Source organism: Pseudomonas tohonis, from assembly GCF_012767755.2.
GTDB lineage: Bacteria > Pseudomonadota > Gammaproteobacteria > Pseudomonadales > Pseudomonadaceae > Metapseudomonas > Metapseudomonas tohonis.
The window spans coordinates 6,609,546-6,633,929 of record NZ_AP023189.1 but is presented as its reverse complement, the minus strand read 5'-3'; the positions used below and the strand labels follow the sequence as shown (position 1 = coordinate 6,633,929).

The window sequence follows — 24,384 nt, the reverse complement described above, 5'->3', positions numbered from 1 at the left end:
TTCTCTCACTCGACTACTTGTTCTGCGCGAGCTTGCGCTGAATGTATTGCTGGTAAGCGGTGGGTACGCCCTGGCTCGCCACCGCCGGCTCCGGTGTGGCAGGCAATGAACTGGCCAGGGTGTCGGTCACCGGTTCGATGTTCTGGGCGACGGGCATGGGGCTTTCCGGCGCCGGGCTGCTGCCGGGCATCTCGCCGAAGCCGCGGAAGCTGATCTGCTCCAGCTTGCCATTGCGCTTGAGCGTGATCCGGTGGCTTTCGATGCGCTGCACGGCGATGCCGGGGCGCACCTCTTCACCCGGCTTGAGAATGAGGGTGCGATCGCCGTCTTCCAGGATCACCGTGCTCTGCTCGGCGGGCGCCATGAAGAAGATCGCCGACACCTGCAGGTCCAGATTGCTCTCGGGCAGCTTCTCGAGCGCTTCGGCCGCCACCGATTCGGCTTCGGCGCTGGACCCGAACAAACCGAGCAGCCCCTTGCCGAGCGGCGTCGGCCCGTCCTGCGGGCCGGGCTCGTTCAACGCGCTTGGGGTCAGCACCGGCGGTTGCAGCGCAGCACGCAGCTGCAGGCCGTGCCAGGTCAGGGCAGCGAGCATGAGAAGGGAGCACAGGGACAGCGCCGACAGCTTTACCGCGCGTGTGGCTGCGAGCTGGGTCAGCGTGTGAAGGATGGTGGCCATGGACTCTTCCCTGTGATGGCGCGGCAATACTATCCATTGCTCAATCGGGTGCAAAGCCGGGTCAGGACGGGTGGTGGCGGATGATGGCGATATTTGACGCCGATCACGTTCCCTACCGTTTATGCCTGTTCGGCATTTGTACCTATCTTGAAATAAGATTTTTCCGTGTATAGCATTCTGCCATTGGAAAGGCTAAGGCTATCGAAGTCCTACGCCTGAATGCGCAAAATAAATGGAACTTTTCCCCCAAGATGCTGCAAGGATGCCGCCATACAGGGTTTCGCCGGGTGCTCGCCGCGCTGATCGCGCTAGCGGCCCCTGAAACCTTTGCATCCGAAATAGACATCCGCACCGCCTCCGCCCTCGGTTCCACCGGCAACGCCGCCGACTACGTCCTCTCCCTCGATGATTGCCGCGACCTGGCCGAAGTCAGCATTCCCGCCAGCGGCAAGCGCTTCCTGCCGACCGATGCCACGCGTGACACCGACTCCAGCGTCGCCTGCTCCTTCAGCTTCCGTCTCGAAGGTGGCGACGTCCTGCAGCCGGCGGTCAAGCTGGTCTACGCCGACGGGCGGATCCAGGACTACAGCGAAACCTTCCAGCAGGAAGCCGTGGCCCCGCAGCTGGAACTCACCCAGCTGGCGATCGAGAGCCAGGATGGCGAGCAGTACCTGGTGGCCAGCTTCGACGCCCAGGACGACATCGACCTCAGCTACCTCAGCCTGTCCCTCACCGGCCTGCGTGCCTCCGACCTGCGCGCCGCCGGCGGCGTGGTCAGCCAGGCCGAGCGCAAGGCCTTCCTGCGCATGCCCGAAGCGCGCCGGGTCTTCCCCAAGGTCGACGGCCAGCAGCGCTACAGCCTGCGCCAGCGCCTGGACGCCCCCCTGAGCGCCGAAGAAGTGGCGCGCAACGCCCTGGTCATGGTCCAGGCGGTCGCCGTCGATGCCTCCGGCAACCAGAGCAGCTTCTCCGACATCCGCTTCATCGGCGAGAGCGTCGAAGAAGCCGCCCGCTCCATCGCCGTACACCCCGATCGCCTGGTGTTCAGCGACGCCCTGCAGTCGGCCCGCCTGGTTCCCGAGGTCGACTTCGAATTCCGCGGGCCGACCCCCCTGGCCGGGCTGGGCAACGGCATCAGCTACCGTTCCTCCAACCCGGACCTGGTCTGGGTCAGCGCCGAAGGCGTTGTCTATCCATTGCAAGAGACCGCCTCCGAGGCGGTCTTTGTTTATGTGAGCTACCCCGGCCTGCCCGAAGTCAGCCTGCCGGTGAAGGTCGACTACAGCCGCCGCCTCACCGCCCTGCGTTTCGAAGGCCAGGCCGCCGGCCAGCCCCTGGTGCTTCCGCGCCTCAACGACTTCCAGGCGTTGCCGGCGATCCTCGCGGTATTCGACGACGGCAGCGAGTCGCCCCTGGCCGACAGCCTCGCCGTCGAGCTGCAGCTGCCCAACGGCAGCGAAGGCATCCTCGAGCGCAACGACCAGCTGCAACTGCGCGCCCGCGCCCAGGTGCCCGAGCAGAGCCCGATGCTGCTGCACGCCCGCCTGCAGCGTTACCCGGACATCGGCGTCGACCTCCCGGTCGCCGCCCAGGACGCCGCCCCCGCCGTCGACCTGCAGCCCGAAGCCAGCATCGCCGTCGGCTCGGTGCTCGAACTCCAGGCCAGCGCCAGCGACGACGTCGGCGTGAAAAGCGTCGAGTTCTGGCTCGACGGCGCCATGGTCGGGCGCCGCCTGTCCCCGCCCTACGCCCTCAGCCTGCCCATCGAGCAGGAACTGGAAGGCCGCACCCTGCGCGTGCGCGCCGTGGCCTTCGACGAAACCGGCAAGAGCCAGAGCAGCCCCGAGCGCGCCGTGCAGGTCGTCGCCAAGAGCAATCCCAAGGCCCCCGAGTTCATCTTCGAATCGCCGGTGGACGCCCAGCGCGTCGTCGAGAACAGCCCGCTGCGCGCCGCCATCAGCGTCAACCTGGGCACACTGCCGGACGTCGAGTACCAGAGCGGCATCAGCCAGGTCGAATACTTCCTCGACGGGCGCAAGGTCGGCGAGACCCGCTTCCCCATCTTCGAACAGCGCCCGCTGGAGAGCGACCCGAGCAAGAAGCAGCTGTTCGAGGTCTGGCAGGTCACCCTCCAGGTGCCCGAGATCTCCCTGCGGGAAACCAGCATGGCGCTCTCCGCCCGCGTGCATGCGCAGAACGGCGCCGTGGTCGACGCCCCGGCCCGCCTGCTGCGCGTGCTGGAGAACCAGCGGCCCACCGCCCGCATCACCCAGCCCGCGGCCGGCAGCATCGCCACCGTGGGCCAGACCGTCAGCGTCACGGTCGAGGCCACCGACGACACCCTCGAAGGCGGCACCGACATCTTCCTGCTGGTCAACGGCGAGGAAGTGCAGTCCTACCGCCACCAGGACCGCGACTACGACGGCACCAAGCTCGGCCTGCGCAGCACCAGCCACAGCTTCCAGCTGCCGATCAAGCAGGACTGGCTCGGCCGCACCCTGGAACTGCGCGCCCGCGTGGTCGACCTGCACCAGCAGTCCAACCTCTCCGAGCCCCTGACCCTGCCGGTCAAGGGCGACCAGACGCCGACCGTATCCTTCAGTCACCCGGTGGAAGGCGCGCACCTGGTCTCCGGCCAGCCGGTCGAGCTGCGTGCCAACGCCACCGACGACCTGGGCCTGCGCCAGGTCGACTTCTACGTCAACGGCAAGCTGGCGGGCACCGACCTCAAGGCGCCCTTCGCGGTGATCTACCAGGCGCCGGCCGGCGTGGACAAGGAAACCCCCCTGACCCTCCACGCCGAGGCCATCGACAGCGCCGGACAGCTGACCCGCAGCGCGCCGGTCAACGTCACCCTGGGCAAGGACGAGGAAGACCCGGTCATCAACCTGGCCTCACCCTCCATCACCGTCAGCGACGCCGGCGACGACCTGGCCCCGGTGGTCGAGGACAGCACCTTCGTGCTCAAGGTCACCGGCTACGACAACGTCGGCGTCGAGCGCCTGGACCTCTACGGCGTGGCCAAGCAGGAGGGCGTCGGCTTCTACCTCACCGGCAACCCCAACGACCACCTGAGCAGCGCCGATGGCAGCCTCTCGGTGCAGGCCATCCCTGGCGCCCTCAAGGCCTTCTCCACCCTCAAGGTGGTGGCGGCGCCCAAGTTCAAGCACCTCGACGGCGTGCGCTACGACCGCTATCCGATCCGCGTCGTGGCCACCGATGGCACCGGCAACGACAGCGAAGTGAAGGTGCTGATCGGCATCGCCGACGACGCCAAGCCCGAGGTCCGCGGCCTCAACCCGGTGCAGAGCCGCGTCTACAGCCAGGACAGCCTGCAGGTGGACGTGGTCGCCCACGACGACCGCGCCGTACACGCACTCGAAGCCAGCCTCTGGGCCGAAGGCGGCAGCGCACCGCTGTGGCACAAGCGCATCGACCAGCAGGGTGGCCTCATCATCGGCCCGGATACCGTCAACCGCCTGGTGATCGACCTCAAGCCCCTCAACCTGGGCAACCAGGACCGCGCCCTGCGCCTGAAGGTCGCCGCCATGGACGACGGCGGCCAGCAGGGCGACAACCGCGAACTGCCCCTGCAGGTCATGGCCGACACCCTCGGCCCGCGCCTGGCCGTGGTCTCGCCGATCCAGGGCGCACCGCTCTACGCCGGCAACCGCATCCAGGTCCGCCTGCGCGGCGTCGACGACACCCGCCTGGTGGCCTTCAGCGCCCTCAGCGGCAGCCGCACCCTGTATTCCAAAGCCCTCACCGGCGCCCAGCAGGTCGCCAGCTTCGAAGACAGCTTCGAGATGGAAGTCCCCTCCGACCAGCAGGAACTGGTGATCGAACTGCGCGGCCGTGACCAGTACGGCAACGACGCCGATCCCACCCTCTGGCGCTTCCCCATCGGCAAGGACCAGCCGCCGAAGATCGCCGTCCGCGCCCCGGCACCCGGTTCGCGCCTGTACGAGGGCGAAGCCTTCACCGCCCAGGCGCTGGTCACCGACGACCGCCAGGTGAGCCGCGTCGAGTTCATCCTGCGCCAGGGCGGCCAGGTGCAGGTGCTCAAGACCGTCAGCGGCAGCGAACTGGCCAAGTCCCAGGAAGGCTATGTCGGCGCCGCCCTGCGCGTGCCCAACAAGGCCGGGGCCGACACCGATATCGCCGTCCGCGCCTACGACAGCGCCAACCAGGTCAGCGAAGCCTCGCTGGAGCTGGAGATCATCGACGACACCGAGCCGCCGACCCTGCAGCTGAGCAAGCCGGAAGGCGACTTCAGCCTGCCGCCGGGCACCAACTTCCAGATCCAGGGCAGTGCCGGCGACAACCAGTACGTCGACAGCCTCGACCCCCTGCTGATCGACCCGGACACCCGCGAAGAACACGCCGTGGCCTGGGAACTGTTCAGCCGCAAGGACCGTGTCGAGACCGTCAAGGTGCCCAACCCCGGCACCATCGGCGCCATCCTCGTCGGCCAGCGCTTCTACGCCGACTTCGACGGCCGCCTGCGCCTGACCCCCGAGCTCAGCCGCCGCTACGCCGGCAAGGTGCTGCAGCTGGTGCTGCGCGCCCGTGACCGCGGCATCAACGAAACCCGTTCCCCGGCCATCAACATCAAGGTCCTCGGCGACGAGACCGGCCCGCAGATCAACATCCAGTCCCCCACCGAACGCCTCTTCGAGCGGCAGAAGACCAAGCTGCAGGTCAGCCTGCAGGACGACACCGCCGTCGCCTCCTACGAAGTGCGCCTGCTCGACGACCAGGGCCGCGACGAACTAGTGGCCAAGGCCGAAGGCCTCAGCACGCCGCAGGTCAGCGTCCCCGCCGCCGGTGCCAACGACCTGCTCGATATCGAACGCTACCGGCCCCAGGCCGAGCCCATCGGCCTGACCCTGGTGGTCAAGGCCAAGGACCTGCTGGGCAACGAGAGCCAGGTGACCCGCCGCCTGCTGGTCCAGCGTGACCAGGCGCCCCTGCTCAGCTGGAAGGACAGCACCCCCTCCGCCCAGCAGCAGCGCGGCATGCCCCTGCGTGGCAGCCTGGTCGTGCAGGACGATTTCAACGACGGCGCGCCCGCCAGCACCGGCCGCTACCTGCTGGCAGCCAGCTCCCTGCGCGACCTGGGCGGTGCCCGCGACATCCGCGGCCTGACCAAGGTCGACGCCACCAGCCAGCAGAACAGCCCGCTGATCAGCATCGCCTACCCCGAGGCCCAGGGCTGGCAGGGCGACCTGCTGCTCAACGAGAAGCCCTTCCTGCAGGTCAAGGACGGCCGCCTGATCCTCTCCGGCAACGAGCAGCTCGGCTCCCCGCGCCTGCTCAAGCTGGGCACGCAGACCAGCAACTGGCAGGTCGAGACCTTCTCCCGCAGCCTCTGCCAGGTGCGCCCCGAATTGCGCGACGTGCAGGCCGTCGGCGGCCTGCTCGACCTCGCCGCCCTGGGCGGCCCCGACGTCACCCGCCTGGTGCTGCGCCCGCGTGCCGGCGCGCCCGCCTTCATCCGCGAGCTGCAGATCACCCAGCTGGAAACCTCCCAGGCCAACGTCAGCACCGACGGCGGCACCCGCGTACCGGGCCGCAACGTCATCAACCTGCTGCTCCAGGACGGCCTCGACGGCAATGCCCAGACCGCCTTCCTGCAAGTGGGCGACAGCGGTGCCCAGAGCCGTGCGGAAGAACGCTACAACCTGCTCCTGCCGGTGCCCGCCGAGGTGCAGAGCACCAGCCTGAGCCTGATCGGCCACGCCACCGACCGCCTGTCCCACGAGCGCGGCGACCTGGTGCTCGGCACCCTGCTGCAACAGCCCCTGCGGGTCGACGAGCAGGCGCCCCAGGCGCGCATCGTCAGCCCGGTGGCCGGCTCCGTCGCCGTGCCCCTGCAGCAGCTGGACCTCAAGACCACCTTCGGCGACGACAGCCTCGGCCTGAAGAGCCTGCGCCTGCTGGAGAACCGTGGCCGTGTCGTTCACGACCTCGGCACCTACCTCGGCCAGAGCGCCCTGCAACTGCCCTACCGGGTGCCCCGCGAGTTCTCCAGCGGCGAACTGGAGCTGACCCTGGTGGCCGAGGACTGGAGCGGTCGCACCACCGAACACAGCCTGCGCTACCCGCTGGCCGCCAACGAGAAGCCGCAGCTCAGCCTCACCGGCTTCAACACCTACTGGGTGGACGGCAAGTACGAGAAGGCCCTCACCGACCCGGCGCGCATCAACTACGGCGAATTCTGGGTGCGGATCAACGAACGCTTCCGCCTCGACACCGACCTGCGCGACGACGCCGGCCTCGCCGCCTACCGCATCCTGCGCCTCAAGCGCGACGGCAGTGTCGCCGCCGTGGTCTACGAGCGCGGCTTCCAGGTCAACTGCCCCGCCGCGCCGCCGCTGCAGGCCGCCGACCAGGCCGAGGTCCTCTTCGACCAGAGCGAGCCCACCGAATACCGCATCGAACTGACCGACACCTACGGTCATGTCAGCGACCGCACCATCCTGGTCCACCCGCTGACCAACATGGTCCCCGAGGTGCGCATCACCGCCCCGGGCGATGAGCAGGAGATCGCGGCCGGCACCTTCCGCATCCGCGTCGGCCTGGTGGCCGCGGACGACCGCAAGCTCACCGCCAGCCGCCTCAAGGTCGTCGCCAATGGCGTGCCGCTGCCGGTGATCGGCTCCAGCGACGGCGTCACCGGTGGCGACAAGGTGGTCGATGCCGCCTTCGCCAGCATCCACGACAGCATCCATGCCCGCTACGACCAGTCCATGGCCGACGATTTCGGCCGCAAGGACAGCCCCTACGCGATGCAGCGCACCTTCGTGCTGGAAGTACCCCAGGGCCTGATCCGCCACAACGAAGAACTCAAGCTCACCGCCCAGGTCGAGGACTCCGACGGTGCGGTCGGCCTGTTCGAGCGCAAGATCAAGGTGATGGCCGATACCATCAGCCCGAAACTGCTGTTCAAGCGGCCCAGCCTCGGCTTCGGCGCCATCGAGGACAGCGATTTCACCCTGGTCTACCAGGCCTTCGACAACGTCAAGGTCAACCGCCTGGTGCTCTCGCGCGGCTACTCGGTGCGCGTGCGTGGCGAAGCCCAGGACCGCGAGCAGCCCTTCACCGTGGTACGCACCATCGACGGCATCCCTTCCGAGGACTACGAGCCGGTCACCACGGTCGACATCGACACCCCCGAATACAGCCAGCTGATCCACGTCGACCGCCTGGCCGAGATCGTCCGCGCCTTCGGCCTGACCAGCGACCAGATCGAGCGGGTCAGCGTGCGCGTGCGCCTGGAAGGCTTCGACGCGGCCAACAACGCGGTGCTCACCAACAGCTACCCGATCAACATCGACGCCCGCCCGGTGATCGACGTCGTCGAGCCCGTGCCCGGCGCCAAGGTCGTGGAAGGCAACCCGCTGTACGTCAACGCCAAGGCCTTCGACGACGTCGGCGTGGAGTACGTGCACCTGCGCGCCACCTACGGCAACGGCCAGCCGCCCTACGAGATGCGCCTGCGCCAGTCGCCCTACAACTTCTCCGTGCCGATGCCCGCCTTCGACCCGGACAACCCCCAGGCCAACCAGGTGCAGCTCAGCCTGGAAGCGGTGGACACCTACGGCGTCGCCCATGGCGATCTCGACGCCCACCGCGCCGAGGAGCACCTGACGGTGGAAGTCACCCGCGACCAGCTGCCCAGCGTGGTGGTCGGCGCGCCGCAGAACAACAGCGAGACCACCGAAGGCCAGCTGCTGCTGGTGGAAATCAACGCCGTGGACGATGTCGGCATCGACCGCGTGGTGCTCAACATCGGCGGCCTCAAGGGCGGCGACCGCAGCCTCACCGACATGGTCTTCCCCTACGAATTCCTCGTCGAAGTGCCCTATGGCCAGGCCGGCACCGACCTCAGCCTCACCGCCAGCGCCCTGGAGCGTCGCGCCGACGGCAAGGGCCGCAGCGTCAGCACGCCCCAGGCCGTGCGCGTGCGCGTACTGAAGGACGACAAGGCGCCGCAACTGCTGGTCAAGCAGCCGCTGGCCAGCGGCGCCAGCATCGCCGAGAAGCGCAACCTGCCGTACCAGCTGGAAGTCAGCGACAACGTCCGCGTCGGCTCGGTGAGCCTGGGCCTGTACGTCGACCGCAACGGCGACGGCACCTTCGCACCCGAGGAGCGCGTCTCCGATCGCCTGCTGCTCACCGGCCCCTATATCGGCAGCCTGCCGGTGGCCAGCATCGCCGACTACCTGGGCCGCACCGACACGCTGCCCGAATCCCTGCCGATGCAGCTGCAGATCACCGCCCGCGACCCGGCCGGCAACGAGGCCAAGGAGATCATCCCGGTCAACCTGCTGCGCAACCAGCCGCCGGAGGTCAACGCCATCAAGCTGCTGGACGCCCGCGGCTTCGCCATGGGCGAGGTCACCGAGCTGACCGAGGGCCGCGGCGTGGTGGTCCAGGTCCAGGCCAGCGACCCCGAGGTCGGGGTGGACGCCGCCGCGCTCTACTACGCCATCGGCCCGGCCGGCTCCACGCCCAAGTACCAGGCCCTGGGCGAGGATTCCGCCGCGCCCTACCAGTTCCACTTCAAGGTGCCCACCGGCCGCGTCGACCAGGTGCTGCGCTTCCGCGCCAAGGCCCGCGACCTCGACGGCTACGAGTCCGCCATGGTGGACCTGCCGGGCAGCATCCTGATCAAGGCCGACAAGCCGCCGCAGGCGCGCATCGTCAAGCCCGACAACGACAACGCCGTGGTGATCGACGGCCAGGACCTCGAAGTCTTCGTCGAGGCCTTCGACGACCTCGGCCCCGAGGGCATCGACCACGTCACCTTCTACGTCAACGGCGTACCGGTCATCACCACCGAGCAGAGCTACGGCCAGCAGGTCGGCAGCCACGCCCAGGACCACGTCTACCGCGCGCGCCTCGCCGCCCCGGCGGGCGTCCAGGGCTTCACCGTCCAGGCCATCGCCTACGACGCGCTGGGCCAGGCGGGCGAGTCCCAGGTGGTGCGCGTCGGCAAGCTCGAAGACACCGTGGTGCCGCGCCTCGCCGTGCTCTACCCGATCGACAAGGACGTGCTGACCATGGGCGAAAGCCTGCGGGCGGTGGTGTCCGTCGAAGACATGGGCGGCGCCATCCAAGGCGTCAGCATGCTCTGGCGCCGCGAATACCAGAACGATGCCGGCGAATGGAAGGTGGCGGACGAGTACCCGCTGACCCTGTTCCGCGACGACCAGCGCCAGGCGGGCGACACCACCCCGGTCAGCGACCCGGACAAGCACTACTACATCTACTGGGCCGACTTCAGCCAGGGCAACGTGCTGCGCCGCACCGGCCTGCGCAACGAACGCCTGCACGTGCTGACCAAGGTGGTCACGCCGAACCACACCGTCACCCGCGACACCTACCACGAGATGGGCTGGCCGCTGAGCGAGCGCCGCTTCATCGCGCCCCAGGCCGGTGCCCAGGCCCAGGCCAAGGGCGTGCACTACACCGCCATCGACCAGTACCGCGCCCTCGACCGCAGCGGCGCGATGATCGCCGCCTGGGCCAGCGTCGACCCGCTGCGCATCGAGCAGGGCCTCGGCCTGCTGAGCAAGGAAGACGCCCTGCGCGGCCTGCCCGAGGCGCGCACCGGCATCTACATCATGGATGCGGTGGACGAGACCCAGGGCAACCAGAAGGGCGACTACTTCGCCTACTCGCCGCTGCTCAACGGCGCCGCCGAGATCTTCAGCGGCACCATCGGCGAACTGGTCACCGACGAGAACATCGTGCTGGCCGGCAAGTCCGGCGTCACCGATGCCGGCAGCTGCCAGTCGAGCGACGCCGGTTGCCAGTTCGTCAACCAGTTCAGCGAAGAGATCCGCAAGGACTGGCACGGCGGCGACACCCCGAGCGAAGGCACCGGCGCCCTGTACCTCGACAACAAGGCCGGCGAGCTGCTGCTGTTCGGCCAGCGCAACGGCGACGGCCAGTTCGGCCTGCCCTACCTGATGATGGGTCGCGTCGACATGCCCTACCCGGATGTCTACGGCCTCACCCGCAGCGGCAACCTGGCCCTGGTGGCCAACGGTGCCGGCGGCGTGCAGGTCATCGACATCACCAACATGACCGCCCCCTACCACGTCGGCTACATCAAGCCCAACGGCTTCGCCCGCGACGTCAAGGTGCGTGGCCACTACGCCTACATCGCCGCCTCCGAAGAGGGCGTCGTGGTGGCCGACCTGAGCACCCCGGCGATGCCCCAGGTGGCGCGCATCGACACCCTGGGCGTGGCCAACCGCCTGCACCTGGTGGGCAACCAGCTCTACGTCACCGACATGGCCGGCAGCGGCGACAGCGCCCGCCTGACCCGCATCGACATCAGCGAGCCCGACCAGCCGCGCCTGGTGCAGGTCGTGGAGATCAAGCCGCACCGCCCCGACCAGGCCGCCGACGGCCTCTACGACGTGCACGTCTCCGGCAACCTCGCCTACGTCACCGAGCTGCTCTCCGACCAGGAAGACAAGCCGACCCAGAGCCTGGTGCAGATCCTCGACCTCGCGCGCATCGGCGAGAGCGGCCTGGACGCCAGCGTCCCGGTCATGGTCCAGCGCAACGCCACCCCCGACAACTTCGCCATCCGCGGCGTGACCCTGGCCCGTGGCGCCATCCAGGTCGCCGCCGGCAAGGGCGGCATCGGCCGCATCGACCTGCCGGCCCTCACCGTGCTGCAGCACAACCCGCAGGTGGGCGAGAACGACGTCAGCACCCAACTGCCGGCCATGCTCATCGAACTGTCGGCGGTGCTGCCGGAACAGACCCGCCTGGCCGACTTCGTCCAGGTGCTCGAAGGCGATGCCCAGGTGGGCCGCGACGTCACCGGCCTGTTCGACCTGGCCTTCGCCGCCCGTGGCAGCGACACCACCAAGCGCCGCATCCAGCTCACCCGCAAGGACGGCCAGAGCCTGCAGCCGCGCCAGCGCTACTACGTACGCATCAGGCAGGGGCTCACGCCCATCACCGGGCAGCCGCTGGCCGCCGACTACGTCTTCAGCTTCAGCACCGCGCCGGCCGATGCCGCCTACCCGGACATCCAGAGCATCTGCACCCGCGAAAGCGCCGAGCGCAGCGCCTGCGTCAACGTCGGCGACGTGCGCGGCGGCACCGAACTCATCGTCCGTGGCCTCAACTTCGGCGACCAGCCGCGCCTGCTGGTGGGTGGCGAGCCGCTGGTGATCGAGCGCCGCGCGGTCGACGCCGCCAGCGGCGTGATCAGCCTCTACGCCCGCACCGTGCCCAACTACCCGGGCCCGGCGGCGGTCAGCCTGTACACCGAGGCCGGTCTTTCCGACACCGTGCTCGGCGGCTTCGTGTTCGTCGACGAGTTGTCCATCTCGCACCTGGCCCCGGCCGTGGTGCGCGTCGCCCAGAGCGGCAAGAACGACCGCGTCGACCTGGTCGGCAAGGGCTTCCACGCAGGCCTGACGCTCACCGCCTACAAGAGCGGCGAGCCGAACCCGGAGAAGAAGGTCATCAAGGTCGGCTCGGGCGACCTGCGCCTCTACAGCGCCGAACGCATGAGCCTGCTGGTGCCGGACTTCCGCGACGAGAACGGCAAGGGCTACCGCGGCTTCATCGACCTGGAACTGGACGACGAACTCGGCCGCCACTACGTCCAGCGCAACGCCCTGTTCTACGGTCGCCTGCAGCTCGACCGCGGCCTGGAGACCGAGAAGCCGATGTCCGCCGAGGTCATCGACAAGCGCCTGGAGACCCTGGAGAAGGGCGGCATCACCGACTACGTGCCGGACCCGCTCAAGCTGCCGCCGGGCCATATCGTCGACCTCGCCGTCGACAGCGACCTGCACATGTTCTACGTGCTCGGCCGGGGCGAACTGGGCAAGGGCTCGCCGACACCGAACCAGGTCTTCAGCCGCGAGCAGCTCGAGCACTACTACGCCCCGGGCTGGATCAGCCTGGTGAAATACGACCCGGCCAAGGTCGGCGAAGCCGCGCCGCGCCACGGCCTGGGCTACTACAACCTGCCGCAGGACATGAAGCCCAGCGCCATGGCCCTGGCCGACAAGCAGCTCTACGTGGTGGGCCGCGGCTACGACTTCCCCTACATCGACACCGAATACGAAGGCCGCAGCGTGCTGCTGGTCTACGACCGCGAGATCCGCGACCCCGACGACCTCACCGAGCAGCCGCCGGGCAAGGACCGTGGCATCCGCTACAGTCTGCCGCTGCCCTTCACCCAGGCCGTGCCGGAGAAAGTGGTCGCCCACCAGGGCCTGCTGCTGGTCTCCACCACCGCCGAAGGCATCGCCGTGGTCAGCGTCGCCGACCCGCTGCGCCCGACCGTGGTGCGCCGCATCACCCAGGCCAGCATCGACGGCCGCGTGCAGACCCTGGGCAACGTCCAGGACATCGCCGTCATCGGCGACAGCCTGCACGTGGTCAACGGTGGCGCCCGCGTGGTCTTCGACCTGTCGCGTCCGTCCCTGCCGCAGCTGGGCGAATCCCGCGTGGGCGGCTACATCGGCCTCACCGCCGACGGCAGCCGCTTCGCCACCGGCAACGGCCTGAACCTCTACGACGCCAGCCGCCCGGCCTTCATCCGCGAGCAGGGCCGCTACCTCTCCGGCGGCTTCAGCGTGCCGGGCGACAGCCGTGGCATCGCCGCCCAGGCCACCACCGGCCTCAACCTGACCTACACCGGCAGCGACGACCTCGCCACCTGCGAGAAGGGCCTGCAGGCCTACCTGGGCTTCTACGACTTCAGCCGCCCGGCCGACATCGGCCTGCTGGACGCCCTGAGCCTGCCCTACTGCGTGCGTGCCGCCGACTACTCGGACGATTACGACAACCTGCTGAAGAAGCCCTGGCGCACCCAGCCGCTGGTGATCACCGACCAAGGCATCGCCGGCTTCGCCCTGCGCGGCGACGCCACTGGCGGCAAGGTCTCCCACCTCGGCCTGGTGGACCTGCTGACCCTGGAGCTGGTCGGCTCCACCCCGCGCGACCAGGCCGACGGCGTGCCCCTGGACAGCCCGCTGGTGCTGCGCTTCACCCGCTCCCTGGGCGCCATGAGCGACGAGCAGCTGCGCCAGTTCCTGGTCCTGCAGCGCGACGCCCAGGGCGACCAGCCGGCCGTCAGCCTGCCCTTCGCCCTGCAGCGCAGCGCCGACCAGCGCACCCTGACCCTGGTGCCCGAGCAGGCGCTGCTGGCCAATGCCAGCCACCAGCTCATCCTCAAGGGCGATTTGGCCAGCCGCCGCAGCCGTGGCCTGATGGAACACGCCATCCACTTCCGCAGCGGCCTGGCCGGCGGTGCCCAGGTGGCCATCCTCGACAGCCGGCCGTCGATGCTCGACGTCGGTGGCGGCGAGATCGAGGTGCGCCTGTCCGGCGTCACCGGCCAGCCGCAGTTCACCGTCTCCGGCCAGACCGCCACCGGCACCCTGGCCGAATCCCTGCCCGACGGCAGCGCCCGCTACCGCGTCCAGGCACCGGCCAGCCTGCCCGGCCCGGCCAGCCTGCAAGTGGTGGCCGGCAACGGCAGCAAGGCCACCCGCGTCGGCGCCGTGCAGTTCGTCGAGCCGCTGCTGCTGCGCTCGCTGTCGCCGTCCCAGGGTTCGCTGAACGGCGGCACCCGCGTGCTGATCAAGGGCCAGGGCTTCCGCAGCGAACTGGGCGCCATGACCGTCAGCTTCGGCGACATCCTCGCCGAGCAGTTCAAGGTGCTCGACGGCGAGACCCTGGAAGTCATCACCCCGCCCGGCCCCATCGGCACGGTGGATGTGCGCGTGCGCCTGGCCAACGGTCAGCAGGGCACCCTGGCGCAGTCCTTCACCTTCCAGCAGCCGCCGCAATCGCAGATCCGCGACAAGGGCCGCGTCTACGACCTGGCGCTGGACCCCAGCGGCAGCTACCTGTTCTCCGCCCAGGGCAGCAACGGCGTGCTGGTCTACGACCTCAACGCCGGCAACTACACCGCCGACCCGCAGAAGCCGCTGAACCCGGACGACCTGCTGCGCCTGATCGACCGCAACCGCGATGGCCGCGACGACCGCGTCATCTCCGCCATCAGCCTGCCGTCCGGCTACATCGCCGTCGGCGTCGAGCCCTACTTCGAGCGCGGCTCCGACCGCGTCTACATCACCGCCGTGCATCTGGCCGGCGGCAAGCCCGACGCGGCGCAGCTGTTCACCGTGGCCTTCGACAGCCTCGACCCGTCTCGCACCACCCTGATCGGCTCGCTGGAACTGCCCTCCAGCGCCGTGCGCGGCCTGCGGGTGCGCAACGCCCGCGTGCTGCTGGCCATGGGCGAGGAAGGCCTGGGCGTGGTCGACGCCTTCCTGCCGAACAAGACCTACCTGGTGGAAAGCCTGGCCAGCGACCCGCGCATGCCGATGCTCGACGTCGCCACCCGCGACGCCGCCGCCGGCGAGAGCGGCCTGCTGGTCACCGTGGGCGGCGCCTTCGACTTCCCCAACAACCGCCTGCTGAGCAAGGAAGAGAACGGCAGCGGCGGCTTCCAGGTCTACGGCCAGAGCAGCGGCCAGGGTCTGCAGCGCCTCGGCCACCTCGACCTGCCGGGCACCCGCGTGGTGCTCCAGGGCCGCTACGCCTACGTGGCCGCCGGCGCCAGCGGCGTCGCCGTGGTCGACCTGCAGGACCCGAACCGTCCCCAGGTGGTCGCCCGCGTCAACGACATCGGCTACGTCTACGACCTCGACTACAACGGCAACACCCTCTATGTGGCCCGGGGCGACAAGGGCGTGCTCAGCATCGACGTCACCGACCCGCTGCGCCCGCAGCCCAGCCGCAGCATGCAGGCCCCCGAGGGCGGCACCGTGGAAAGCGTGGTGGCCAGCGAATACGCCGCCCACGCCGGTGGTGTCGACGCCAAGGGCAGCGTGCTGCAGGTGGTGCCGGACGTGGTGCTCAAGCTGCACACCGTCGACCCGCGCAACGGCATCCTCGATCGCCAGGTCGACGGCAGCCTGCAGGTCATCGCCCGCTTCAACAAGGCCATCGACCTGTACCCGTCGAACGCCGCCCTGTTCAGCCTGCTCGGGCCCCAGGGCGAGACCCTGCCGGCCACCGTGCAGATCCTCAACAACGACGCCCGCCTGACCCTGGCCGCCAGCGTCGCCGACACCCTCAAGGCCGGCGACCGCCTGACCCTGCTGGCCAAGGCCGGAATCGCCTCGGTCAAGCCGCTGTCCGAGCGCGACATCGTCGTGCTCCAGCGCCTGGCCCAGGACCAGCGCGTCGGCCTGACCTACCGCGGCGCCCGCGACGACACCCTGAGCCTGGAAGCCGTGGTGCCGCGTCGTATCGCCCAGAACACCACCAGCCTGATCACCGTCAGCGCCCGCGGCATCCCGGCCAACCTGGCCCAGGTGCGCCTCTTCGCCGGTGACCGCGCCCTGCAGATCGAAGGCGTCACCCGCGACAGCGACACCGCCCCGGCCGTGCTCAAGGTCAGCGTCCCGGCCATGCCGCGTCCCGGCCAGTACAACCTGACCCTGTCCGTGCTGCGCGACGGGCTCTGGCAGCAGGCCGTGCTCGAAGGTGCGCTGCTGGTGGACGCACCGATCCGCTTCGACGCCCTGGCGCCGCTCTGGGGGCCGATCACAGGCGACACCAGCGTCACCATCAGCGGCGACGGCTTCGAACCCGGCAACAGCGTCATGGACGGCCTCAAGGTGCGCTTCGGCGGCCTGCCGGTGGGCCGCATCCAGGTGCTCTCCACCAGCCGCATGCGCGTCACCACCCCGCGTGGCGCCCCGGGCAAGGTGGACGTGCTGGGTGAAGACCGCTACGGCAACCAGGCCCGCCTGAACGGCGAGCGCAGCTTCGGCTACGGCCTGCGCAAGCTGGCCGAGCTGCACCCCTCGCTGATCTTCCCCAGCGACCTGTGGATCGACCGCGACACCGGTGTCGCCGTGAGCAACGGCGGCCTCATGGTGGAAGGCTACGGCCAGCAGAAACTCGCCGCCGGCGGCTGGCTGCCGGAAAACTACCGCGCCGCCACCTTCTCCGTGCAGGACCCCGCCAAGCCGCTGCTGGTGGGCGGCTCGCCGGCCCTGCCGAGCGACGCCCAGCGCCTGTCCCTGAAGACCCAGGCCATGGCCATTTCCAAGCGCCTCTCGGACGGCTTCCTCGCCAGTGGCGTCATGGAGCCCACCGAGGAAGAGCAGGAGCTGCTCGACCGCCAGGCCGCCCAGGACTTCACCCTCGGCCTCGATTCCCTGCAGATCGCCCCGACCCGCGAGTGGGAAGGTAACACCTGGCGCAAGCGCCTCTACATCGCCAGCGGCAATGGCGGCGTCGCCCGCCTGAACCTGGACGAGCAGAACGGCCTGCAGGTGATCCAGGAAGAGAAGCTCGACGGCCTCGTCAGCCGCCTGGTCAAGCAGGGCGACGGCCTGTTCGCCGCCACCGCCTCGGTGGATGTCGACCCGCCACAGAGCGACCTGTGCGCCTTCAAGATCGGCGGCTCCAGCGGCCTCGGCCTGGCCGCGCTGAACTACCAGGACGGCGAGGACCCGGTGCGGGTCGCGGCGCCGGATGGCCTGAAAGGCGCCGGCCTGCTCAAGCTCGACAACGGCTGGCTGCTCAGCGGCGGCCTGGTGCAGGGCGCCAAGTGGGCCAACTGCCCGGGCTGGGACGAGACCCTGGCCAAGGCCATCGACCTGGAAAAAGGCGAGATCCGCAGCCTGAACCTGTTCGACCCGAGCCAGACCCGCGTCTACAGCTTCACCGCCAACCCGCAGGACGCGCTGGTCTACGGCCGCTACCTGGTGGTGGCCGTAGGCGGCCGCGGCGTCGAGATCGTCAACCGCGACGAGCCCGAAGAACGCGTGCTGGTCACCCTCGACAAGCAGCTGCAGGCCGTCGCCGGCCGCGGCATCGCCCTGCGCATGGCCGGCAACCTGCTGTTCGTCTCGGCGGAAAGCGGCGTGGTGGTGCTGGACCTGGCCCAGCCGCTGCAACCGCGCGTGGTCTCCGCCGGCAACCAGGAGCGCATCGAAGCCCTGGACCTCTTCAACAACCGCCTGGTGGCCGGTTCCGGCAAACAGGGCCTGACCGTGCTCGAGCTGCCCGGCGCCCTGGTGCTGGAAGCCGGCGTCGCCCAGGGCGGTGTGATCCCGGCCAGCGAGCAGGCCCTGAGCCTGAGCTTCAACGAACCGGTGACCCTGGAATCCCTGCGTGCCCCGGGCGCCCTGCGCCTGCTGGACATCAGCAACGGCGAGCGCGAACTGCCGGCCCCGAGCGTCGAGGCCGTGGGCGGCGACGGCCAGTCCGCGACCCGCGTGACCCTGCGCTTCACCCCCGCCGCCGGTGCCAGCCTGCGCCTGCAGCTGGCCTCCGCGCGCAACCTGCGTGGCGGCGGCCTGTGGGCGCCGTACCAGGTGGACTTCAAGGTGGCCGCCGCCGGCGCCACCCAGCCGCGTATCCGCAACCTGGAGAACGCCCGCTTCCACCGTGGCGCCCAGGACCGCGTGGTGATCAACGGCAGCGGCTTCTCCAGCACCGTCAAGGGCTACGTCAACCAGTACCCGGTGGCCCTGCAGTGGGTCAGCACCGAGCGCCTGGAAATCGCCCCGAACGCCCTCGACATGCTGCCCCTCGGCCCCGGCCAGTGGCACCTGCGCCTGGAAGACGGCGGTCTGCGCGAGGACTACCTGGGCGCCCTGGTGATCGGCGCCGAGCAGGCGCTGGACCAGGTCAAGTACCGCATCAGCCCGGATTCCGCGAGCAAGAAGGGCGGCACCCTCGTCAGCATCAACGCGTCCGCCGACGTGCTGCTGCCGGGCACCCGCGTGGTCCTGCGTGCCCGCCATGGCGCCACCGAAATCTACACCGGCCGCAGCCCCATCGTGGAAGAGCCGGGCCGCGCCGCCATCGACCTGCAGGACGACGTCGAGACCCAGCGTGACTTCGACTTCATCCTGCCGGGCGTGATCGACCCGGACATCTACGACGTCTTCCTGCGCATCCCCAGCGGCGCCAGCACCCGCGAGGTCAAGGTCGGCGCGCTGTCCTACACCCTGCCGCAGGGCCTGGGCATCGTGCTGCCGAACTACCCGCCGATGCAGATCGGCGCCGCCCAGGTGGTGGGCGACACCCTGTTCGTCGGCGTCAAGGCGGGCTCCGCGCCCACCAGCTCCAACCGCTTCCTGATGCCGGCCGGCCTGGAGATCTACGACATCGGGCTGTGGGAACGGCCGATCCGCCTGTCCCAGCTGCGCCTCGACCAGCCGGTGCTGGGCCTGGAGACCCTGGGCAGCCTGGTGTACATGGCCAACGACCGCGACGGCGTGCGCGTGGTGGACGTCAACGACCTGGGCCGCCCGCTGCTGGTCTCCAGCCTGACCCTGCCCAACCACCGCGCCCTCGACCTGGCCGTGGAGAGCGAGCGTGGCGCCCTGGCCGTGGCCGCCGCCAACGACCTGGGCACCGGCTACGTGCGCTTCCTGCCCCTGGGCCGCAACGAACTGGGTGCCCAGGCGCCGCTGCCGAGCATTCCCTTCGACGGCAGCCTGCGCGCCGACCTGCTGGGCGCGCCGGTGGACCTGCAATGGCTCAACGGCCAGCTGTACGTGCTGTTCCTGCGCGACAAGCAGCTGCACCTGGCCACCTTCAAGGACTTCGGCGACAAGCTCGACTACCGCGTCCAGGCCATCGAGCGCGGCACCGTCTCCGGCGACTCCATCAGCGCGTCCCTCGGCCGCCCGACCCTGCAGGTCCAGCAGGGCCTGATCAGCGTCGGCACCGGCGACACCTACCTGCTGCTGGAAGCCAATGCCCAGGGCCAGTACGAAACCATCTACTGGCAGAACCAGAAGACCGGCGGCGAGCTGCTCAGCGTCGGCGGGCAGGTCATGCAGGGCAACGGCAAGGGCGTGCAGATCAACACCTCGCCCTACCTCGCCGTCGCCTCGGCCACCCCGGGCAACGGCGCGGTGCTCGGCAGCGGCGAATCGGTGCGGATCGCCTTCAACAACCTGATCAACACCGACCCGGCGCACCTGGCCCAGGCCATCCGCGTGCTGGGCGAGGGCGGCCAGGCGCTGCCGGCCGGCGCCTTCGAGATGACCGGCACCAACACCCTGCGTGGCGGCCAGGTGCAGATCGCCTTCAAGGGCGACTACCAGGGCGCGCTGCGCATCGAAGTGGGCACCGCGCTCACCGACCTGGCCGGCCACGCCCTGCGCCAGGCCTTCGTGCTGCAGCTGGAGCGCCTCACCGGCATCCGTCCGCAGGTCACCCAGGTCCAGCGCGAAGCGGCCGGCGTCGCGGGCCTGCACTACTTCCACGCCACCGGTGGCGAGATCGCTGTGATCAAGGGCAGCGGCTTCGGCGTCGCCGCCGACCAGCTGGCCGTGTGGCTGGGCGAAACCCGCCTGCAGCCGCAGCAGATACTGGAACTCAGCGACACCCAGCTGCGCGTCGAGGTGCCGGACCTGCAGATGGCCGGCATCAGCGCCAGCCTCGCGGTGAAGGTCGAGCGCATCGACCAGCGCCTGTCCTACCTGCGCCAGGGCGCCATGACCGTGCTGCCGCAGATCGAGATCGACGACCTGCAGCCGCAGACCGGCCCGCCCCAGGGCGGCAACCTGGTGACCCTGCACGGCCGTGGCTTCAACCACTACATGCAGGTGCGCTTCGCCGGCGCCCTGGCCGGCGACCTGAAGATCCTCAGCAGCAACCGCGCCGAAGTGCGCGCGCCCGCCGGCAGCTTCGGCAAGGCCAAGGTCGCCGCCACCAGCCAGCTGTTCCCGGGCGAACAGACCGACTCGCCGGTGGACTACTTCTACACCGGCATCCCCACCGGCTCGGTCAACCTGCCGGCCGAGATGGCCAGCCCGGTCTCCGCCATCGCCCGCCTCGACGGCGCCGAGAGCCAGCTGCTGTACGCCGTCACCGGTGGCAGCTTCGACAAGCTCGACAGCCAGGGCCGCGTCGCCACCCTGACCAGCAACGCCGCGCGCCTGCTGGTGGCCGACATCAGCGACCCGGTGCACCCGGTGATCGTCACCCGCGAGTTCGCCGGCCAGACCAAGGCCTACCACTACGAAGCGCCCAACGGCCTGTCGCCGCGCGGCTTCGTCGACCTGACCATCAACGATCGCCAGCTGTTCGTCGCCGGCGGCCGCAAGCTGCTGCAGTTCGACCTGACCCTGCCGGCCGCGCCGGAGAAGCTCGCCGAACTGGACATGGCCGGCGAGATCAACGCCCTGGCCAGCCGCGACGACCTGCTCTACGTCGCCTACAAGGACGGCGTGCGCCAGTACCGCATCGGCCAGGACCTCAAGCTCACCGACCTCGGCCTGATCGGCGTGCAGCAGCTGGGCGGCGTGCCCGGCCGCCTGCGCCTGGCCGGCGCCAGCCTCTGGGCCACCCTGCCGCAACAGCGCCAGCTGGTGGAGCTGGAACTGGCCAGCGGCGAATTCCGCGTGGTGCGCCGCGTCGCCACCCGCGACCAGGCCGGCAACCCCTTCGTGCCCGAGGACCTGCTGGTGGCGCCCGAGCGCCTGCTGGTCTCCAGCGGCAAGAACGCCACCGTGCAGCTGTTCAACCTGGACCGCAGCGACGACGCCACCCCGGTGGCCGACCTCAAGCTCACCTACCTGGTCAGCCGTGGCGACCTGTTCGCCGGCCAGCTGCAGCTCGCCGGCCAGACCCTCTACGTGGCCGGCGGCCAGGGCGACGTGCAGCTGTTCGACATCTCCCCGTGGCTGAACGGCGATGCCCGCGCCAGCATCGGCCTGCGCGACTACTTCAGCGTGCTCGGCAACGTCAACAGCCTGTCCCTGGGCAGCCAGGCCCTCTACGCCGGCAGCGCCTTCGTCTACCTGGACGGCGCGCCGGCTGAGAACCCGCTGCCGAGCCTCGACGCCGGCAACTACCTGGGCGGCAGCCTCAACACCCTGGCCTACCAGAACCTCGCGATCCTGTCCCAGCAGCCGCTGCCGTCCGGCCGCCTGCCGCGCGACGGCGCCATCGAGGTGCAGTTCAACCGCCTGCTGGACAACGCCCAGCTGCGCGACCAGGGCGCCCAGCTGGTGCAACTGCTGCTCGACGGCACCCCGGTCCCGGCCCAGGTGGCCCAGGTCGGCGTCGGTCGCCTGGTGCTGCGCCCGGCCTCGCTGCAGGCCGGCAAGCAGTACCAGGTGCAACTGGGCGCCGCCCTGCGCGACCAGCAGGGCCGCACCCTGGGCCACGACTACCGCTTCGGCTTCGTCGCCGACGACCAGCAACTGCCGGAGCTCGACAGCATCACCCCGCGCCAGGCCAGCTGGCGGGGCGGTGCCGAGGTCACCCTGCGTGGCCGCAACTTCGCCGAGGGCCTGGTGATCGAGGTGGGCGGCCAGCGCGTGCCGGCGGCCGACGTGCTGCATCGCGACGACAACCAGCTGCGCTTCCGCGTGCCGGGCCTGGTGGCCTCGCCGGACCGCAACCTGCCGGTGGGCCTGCGCCTGAAGCAGGGCGGCCAGGAAGTCTTCCGTGGCGCCGCGCTGACCTACGTGGCCGATCCGCGCATCGACCAGTCCGGCCTCTACGACCGCCTGGCCGGCACCCTCAATGCCCAGGCCAAGCGCTTCACCTACAACGCCGGCGAGATCATCGGCCTGCAGGGCCGTGGCTTCGGCGAATCCACCGTGGTCCGGGTCAACGGCCGGCAGATCGCCGAGACCCGCCTGGAACGCGCCGATCTCATCAGCTTCGCCGTGCCGGAGAACAGCCTCGGCCAGCTGCTGGTCGAAGTGAGCAACCAGGGCTTCGCCGGCGATCTTTCCAGCGACGCCAGCCTGCGCATCGAACTGCCGGCCCGCCGCCAGCTGCAAAGCGTCCAGCAGTTCCGCCGCCAGGGCGACCTGCTGCTCACCGGCAATGGTCGCGACGTGCAGCTCTACAGCCTGCGCGACGGCAGCACGCCGCAACTGCTGGCCAAGTGGCAGGCCGCCGCCGAGCTGGTCGACCTGGCCCTGGGCGATCGCTACGCCGCGGTGCTGGGCGACAAGACCCGCCTGCAGGTCTATGACCTGGCCAACCTCTACTCGCCCCAGGCGCTGCCGGCCCTGGCCAACAGCCGCCAGGTCGCCTACGACAAGGTGCGCATCGCCGGTGACCTGGTGCTGGCCAAGTCCGGCAACCGCGTGTTCCATGGCCAGGTCCAGGGCCCCGAGCTGAAGGAGCTGACCCTCGCCGCCGGCACGCTGGTCGACCTGGCGCTGGATGGCCGCGCCCTCTACCTGCTCTATGGCGACCGCCTGGAAGTGCGCAACGTGCGCGACCCGTCGCAGTTGCTGGCCACCCAGGTCCACGGCCTGGCCGGCGCCAGGTCCCTGTGGCTCGACGGCTCGCGTCTCTACCTGCAAGGCACCTCCGGGCTGCAGGTGCTGCAACGCGCCGCCCTGCTGCGCGGCCGTGGCGAGCCGGTGCTCGGCGAGCTGGAACTCCCCGCCCGCATCGGCAAGCTCACCAGCCAGGGCGAACTGCTGGCCTGGCTGGACAACGGCCGCCTGCAGGTGCTCGACCTCGACCTGGACGCCCAGCGTCGCCTGGTCGCCCGTGAAGTGGCCGCGATCACCGTCGGCAGCGCCGAGGTGGGCTCGCTGGGGCAACTGGAGCTGCACGGCGACCTGCTGGAATGGAGCAACGGCGGCAACTACTTCAACGCCGCCGTACCGCTGAACAACGCCTGGGGCCTGGCCCCGGAAAGCCTGGCCGCCGCCGACGAGCCGGTGGGCCTGCGCCTGTCCGGTGCCGAATACGCCTGGCGCGAGGCGCGCCTGGCGCTGTCCTCGGCCAGCGGCGAGAGCATCGCCAGCGACTCCCAGGTACTGGGCCGCGAGCTGCGCGCCCTGGTGCAACAGCCGAGCTTCCAGCCGGCCGGTCTCTATCGCCTGCAACTGAGCCAGGCACCGCTGGACTGGCTGCAGGGCGCCGAGGTGAACATCGACCTGCCGTGGCTGGTGGATGCCGTGGACTTCTTCGGCGCCGCCCAGGTGCGCCTGGACAGCCTGCAACCCAACCGCAGCATCAGCGGTGTACCGCGCGACTACGTGCTGCGTGGCCGCCAGCTGCACCTGATCGACGAACTCCAGGTGGGCGACCGCGTGCTCGGCCGCAGCCAGCTGCAGGCCAACGCGACCGGCGACCAGCTGAGCTTCCGCCTGCAGATGGAACAGGCCGGCCTCTACAGCCTGCAGGCCCGCTACGGCGACGAACGCGCCACCCTGCCCACCGCCCTGGCCGTGGTCACCCCGCTGGCCATCGACGCGGTGCAGTCCGCCCATGCCGCCGGTGCGGTGGTCAGCGACGCCGGCGGCACCCAGGTGCACATCGCCGCCCAGGGCCTGTCCGAAGGCCTCAGCCTGCACTGGTACCCGGCCGGCCAGGGCATCCAGCCCACCGCCAGCAACCGCGTGGCCTTCACCCTGGCCGACGATGGCCTGAACTTCGTCACCCCGCCCAGCCAGCCGGGCTGGCAGTACCAGGTCTCGGTCGTGCGCGAATCCAGCGGCGAGCGCGTCGACAGCGTCCCGGCCCAGTGGCTAACCGCCATTGACGACACCGCCCCGAGCGTGCGCCTGATCAGCGCCCTGGGCGCGTCGCAGTCGCTGGTGCTGGAGGCCGACGAGCCGCTGCAGGCCCAGGGCGTCAGCGTCATCAAGGTGTTCAAGGACTACGAGACCCACGCCCAGCCGAGC

2 protein-coding genes (1 of these 2 cut by a window edge) are annotated in these 24,384 nt (G+C 69.9%); one reads left to right on the top strand and one right to left on the bottom strand.

The features are described from left to right. Nucleotides 1-13: 13 nt before the first annotated feature. Complete coding sequence (locus HSX14_RS30185) at nt 14-679, bottom strand: type II secretion system protein N (protein WP_173179046.1); 666 nt, start codon at nt 677-679, stop codon at nt 14-16. Nucleotides 680-966: 287 nt separating this feature from the next. Here HSX14_RS30185 and HSX14_RS31460 point away from each other — a divergent pair, with 287 nt between their 5' ends. Continuing rightward, nucleotides 967-24,384, top strand: the 5' portion of a protein-coding gene (locus HSX14_RS31460) for an Ig-like domain-containing protein (protein WP_173179054.1). 19,464 nt of this gene lie beyond the right edge of the window; 23,418 of the gene's 42,882 nt are visible here — the first part of the coding sequence; it begins with the start codon at nt 967-969; its stop codon lies beyond the right edge, outside the window.

What these genes read in the sequence shown, in the direction of transcription:
- HSX14_RS30185 (WP_173179046.1), bottom strand. Translation starts at nt 679, where the DNA reads ATGGCCACCATCCTTCACACGCTGACCCAGCTCGCAGCCACACGCGCG.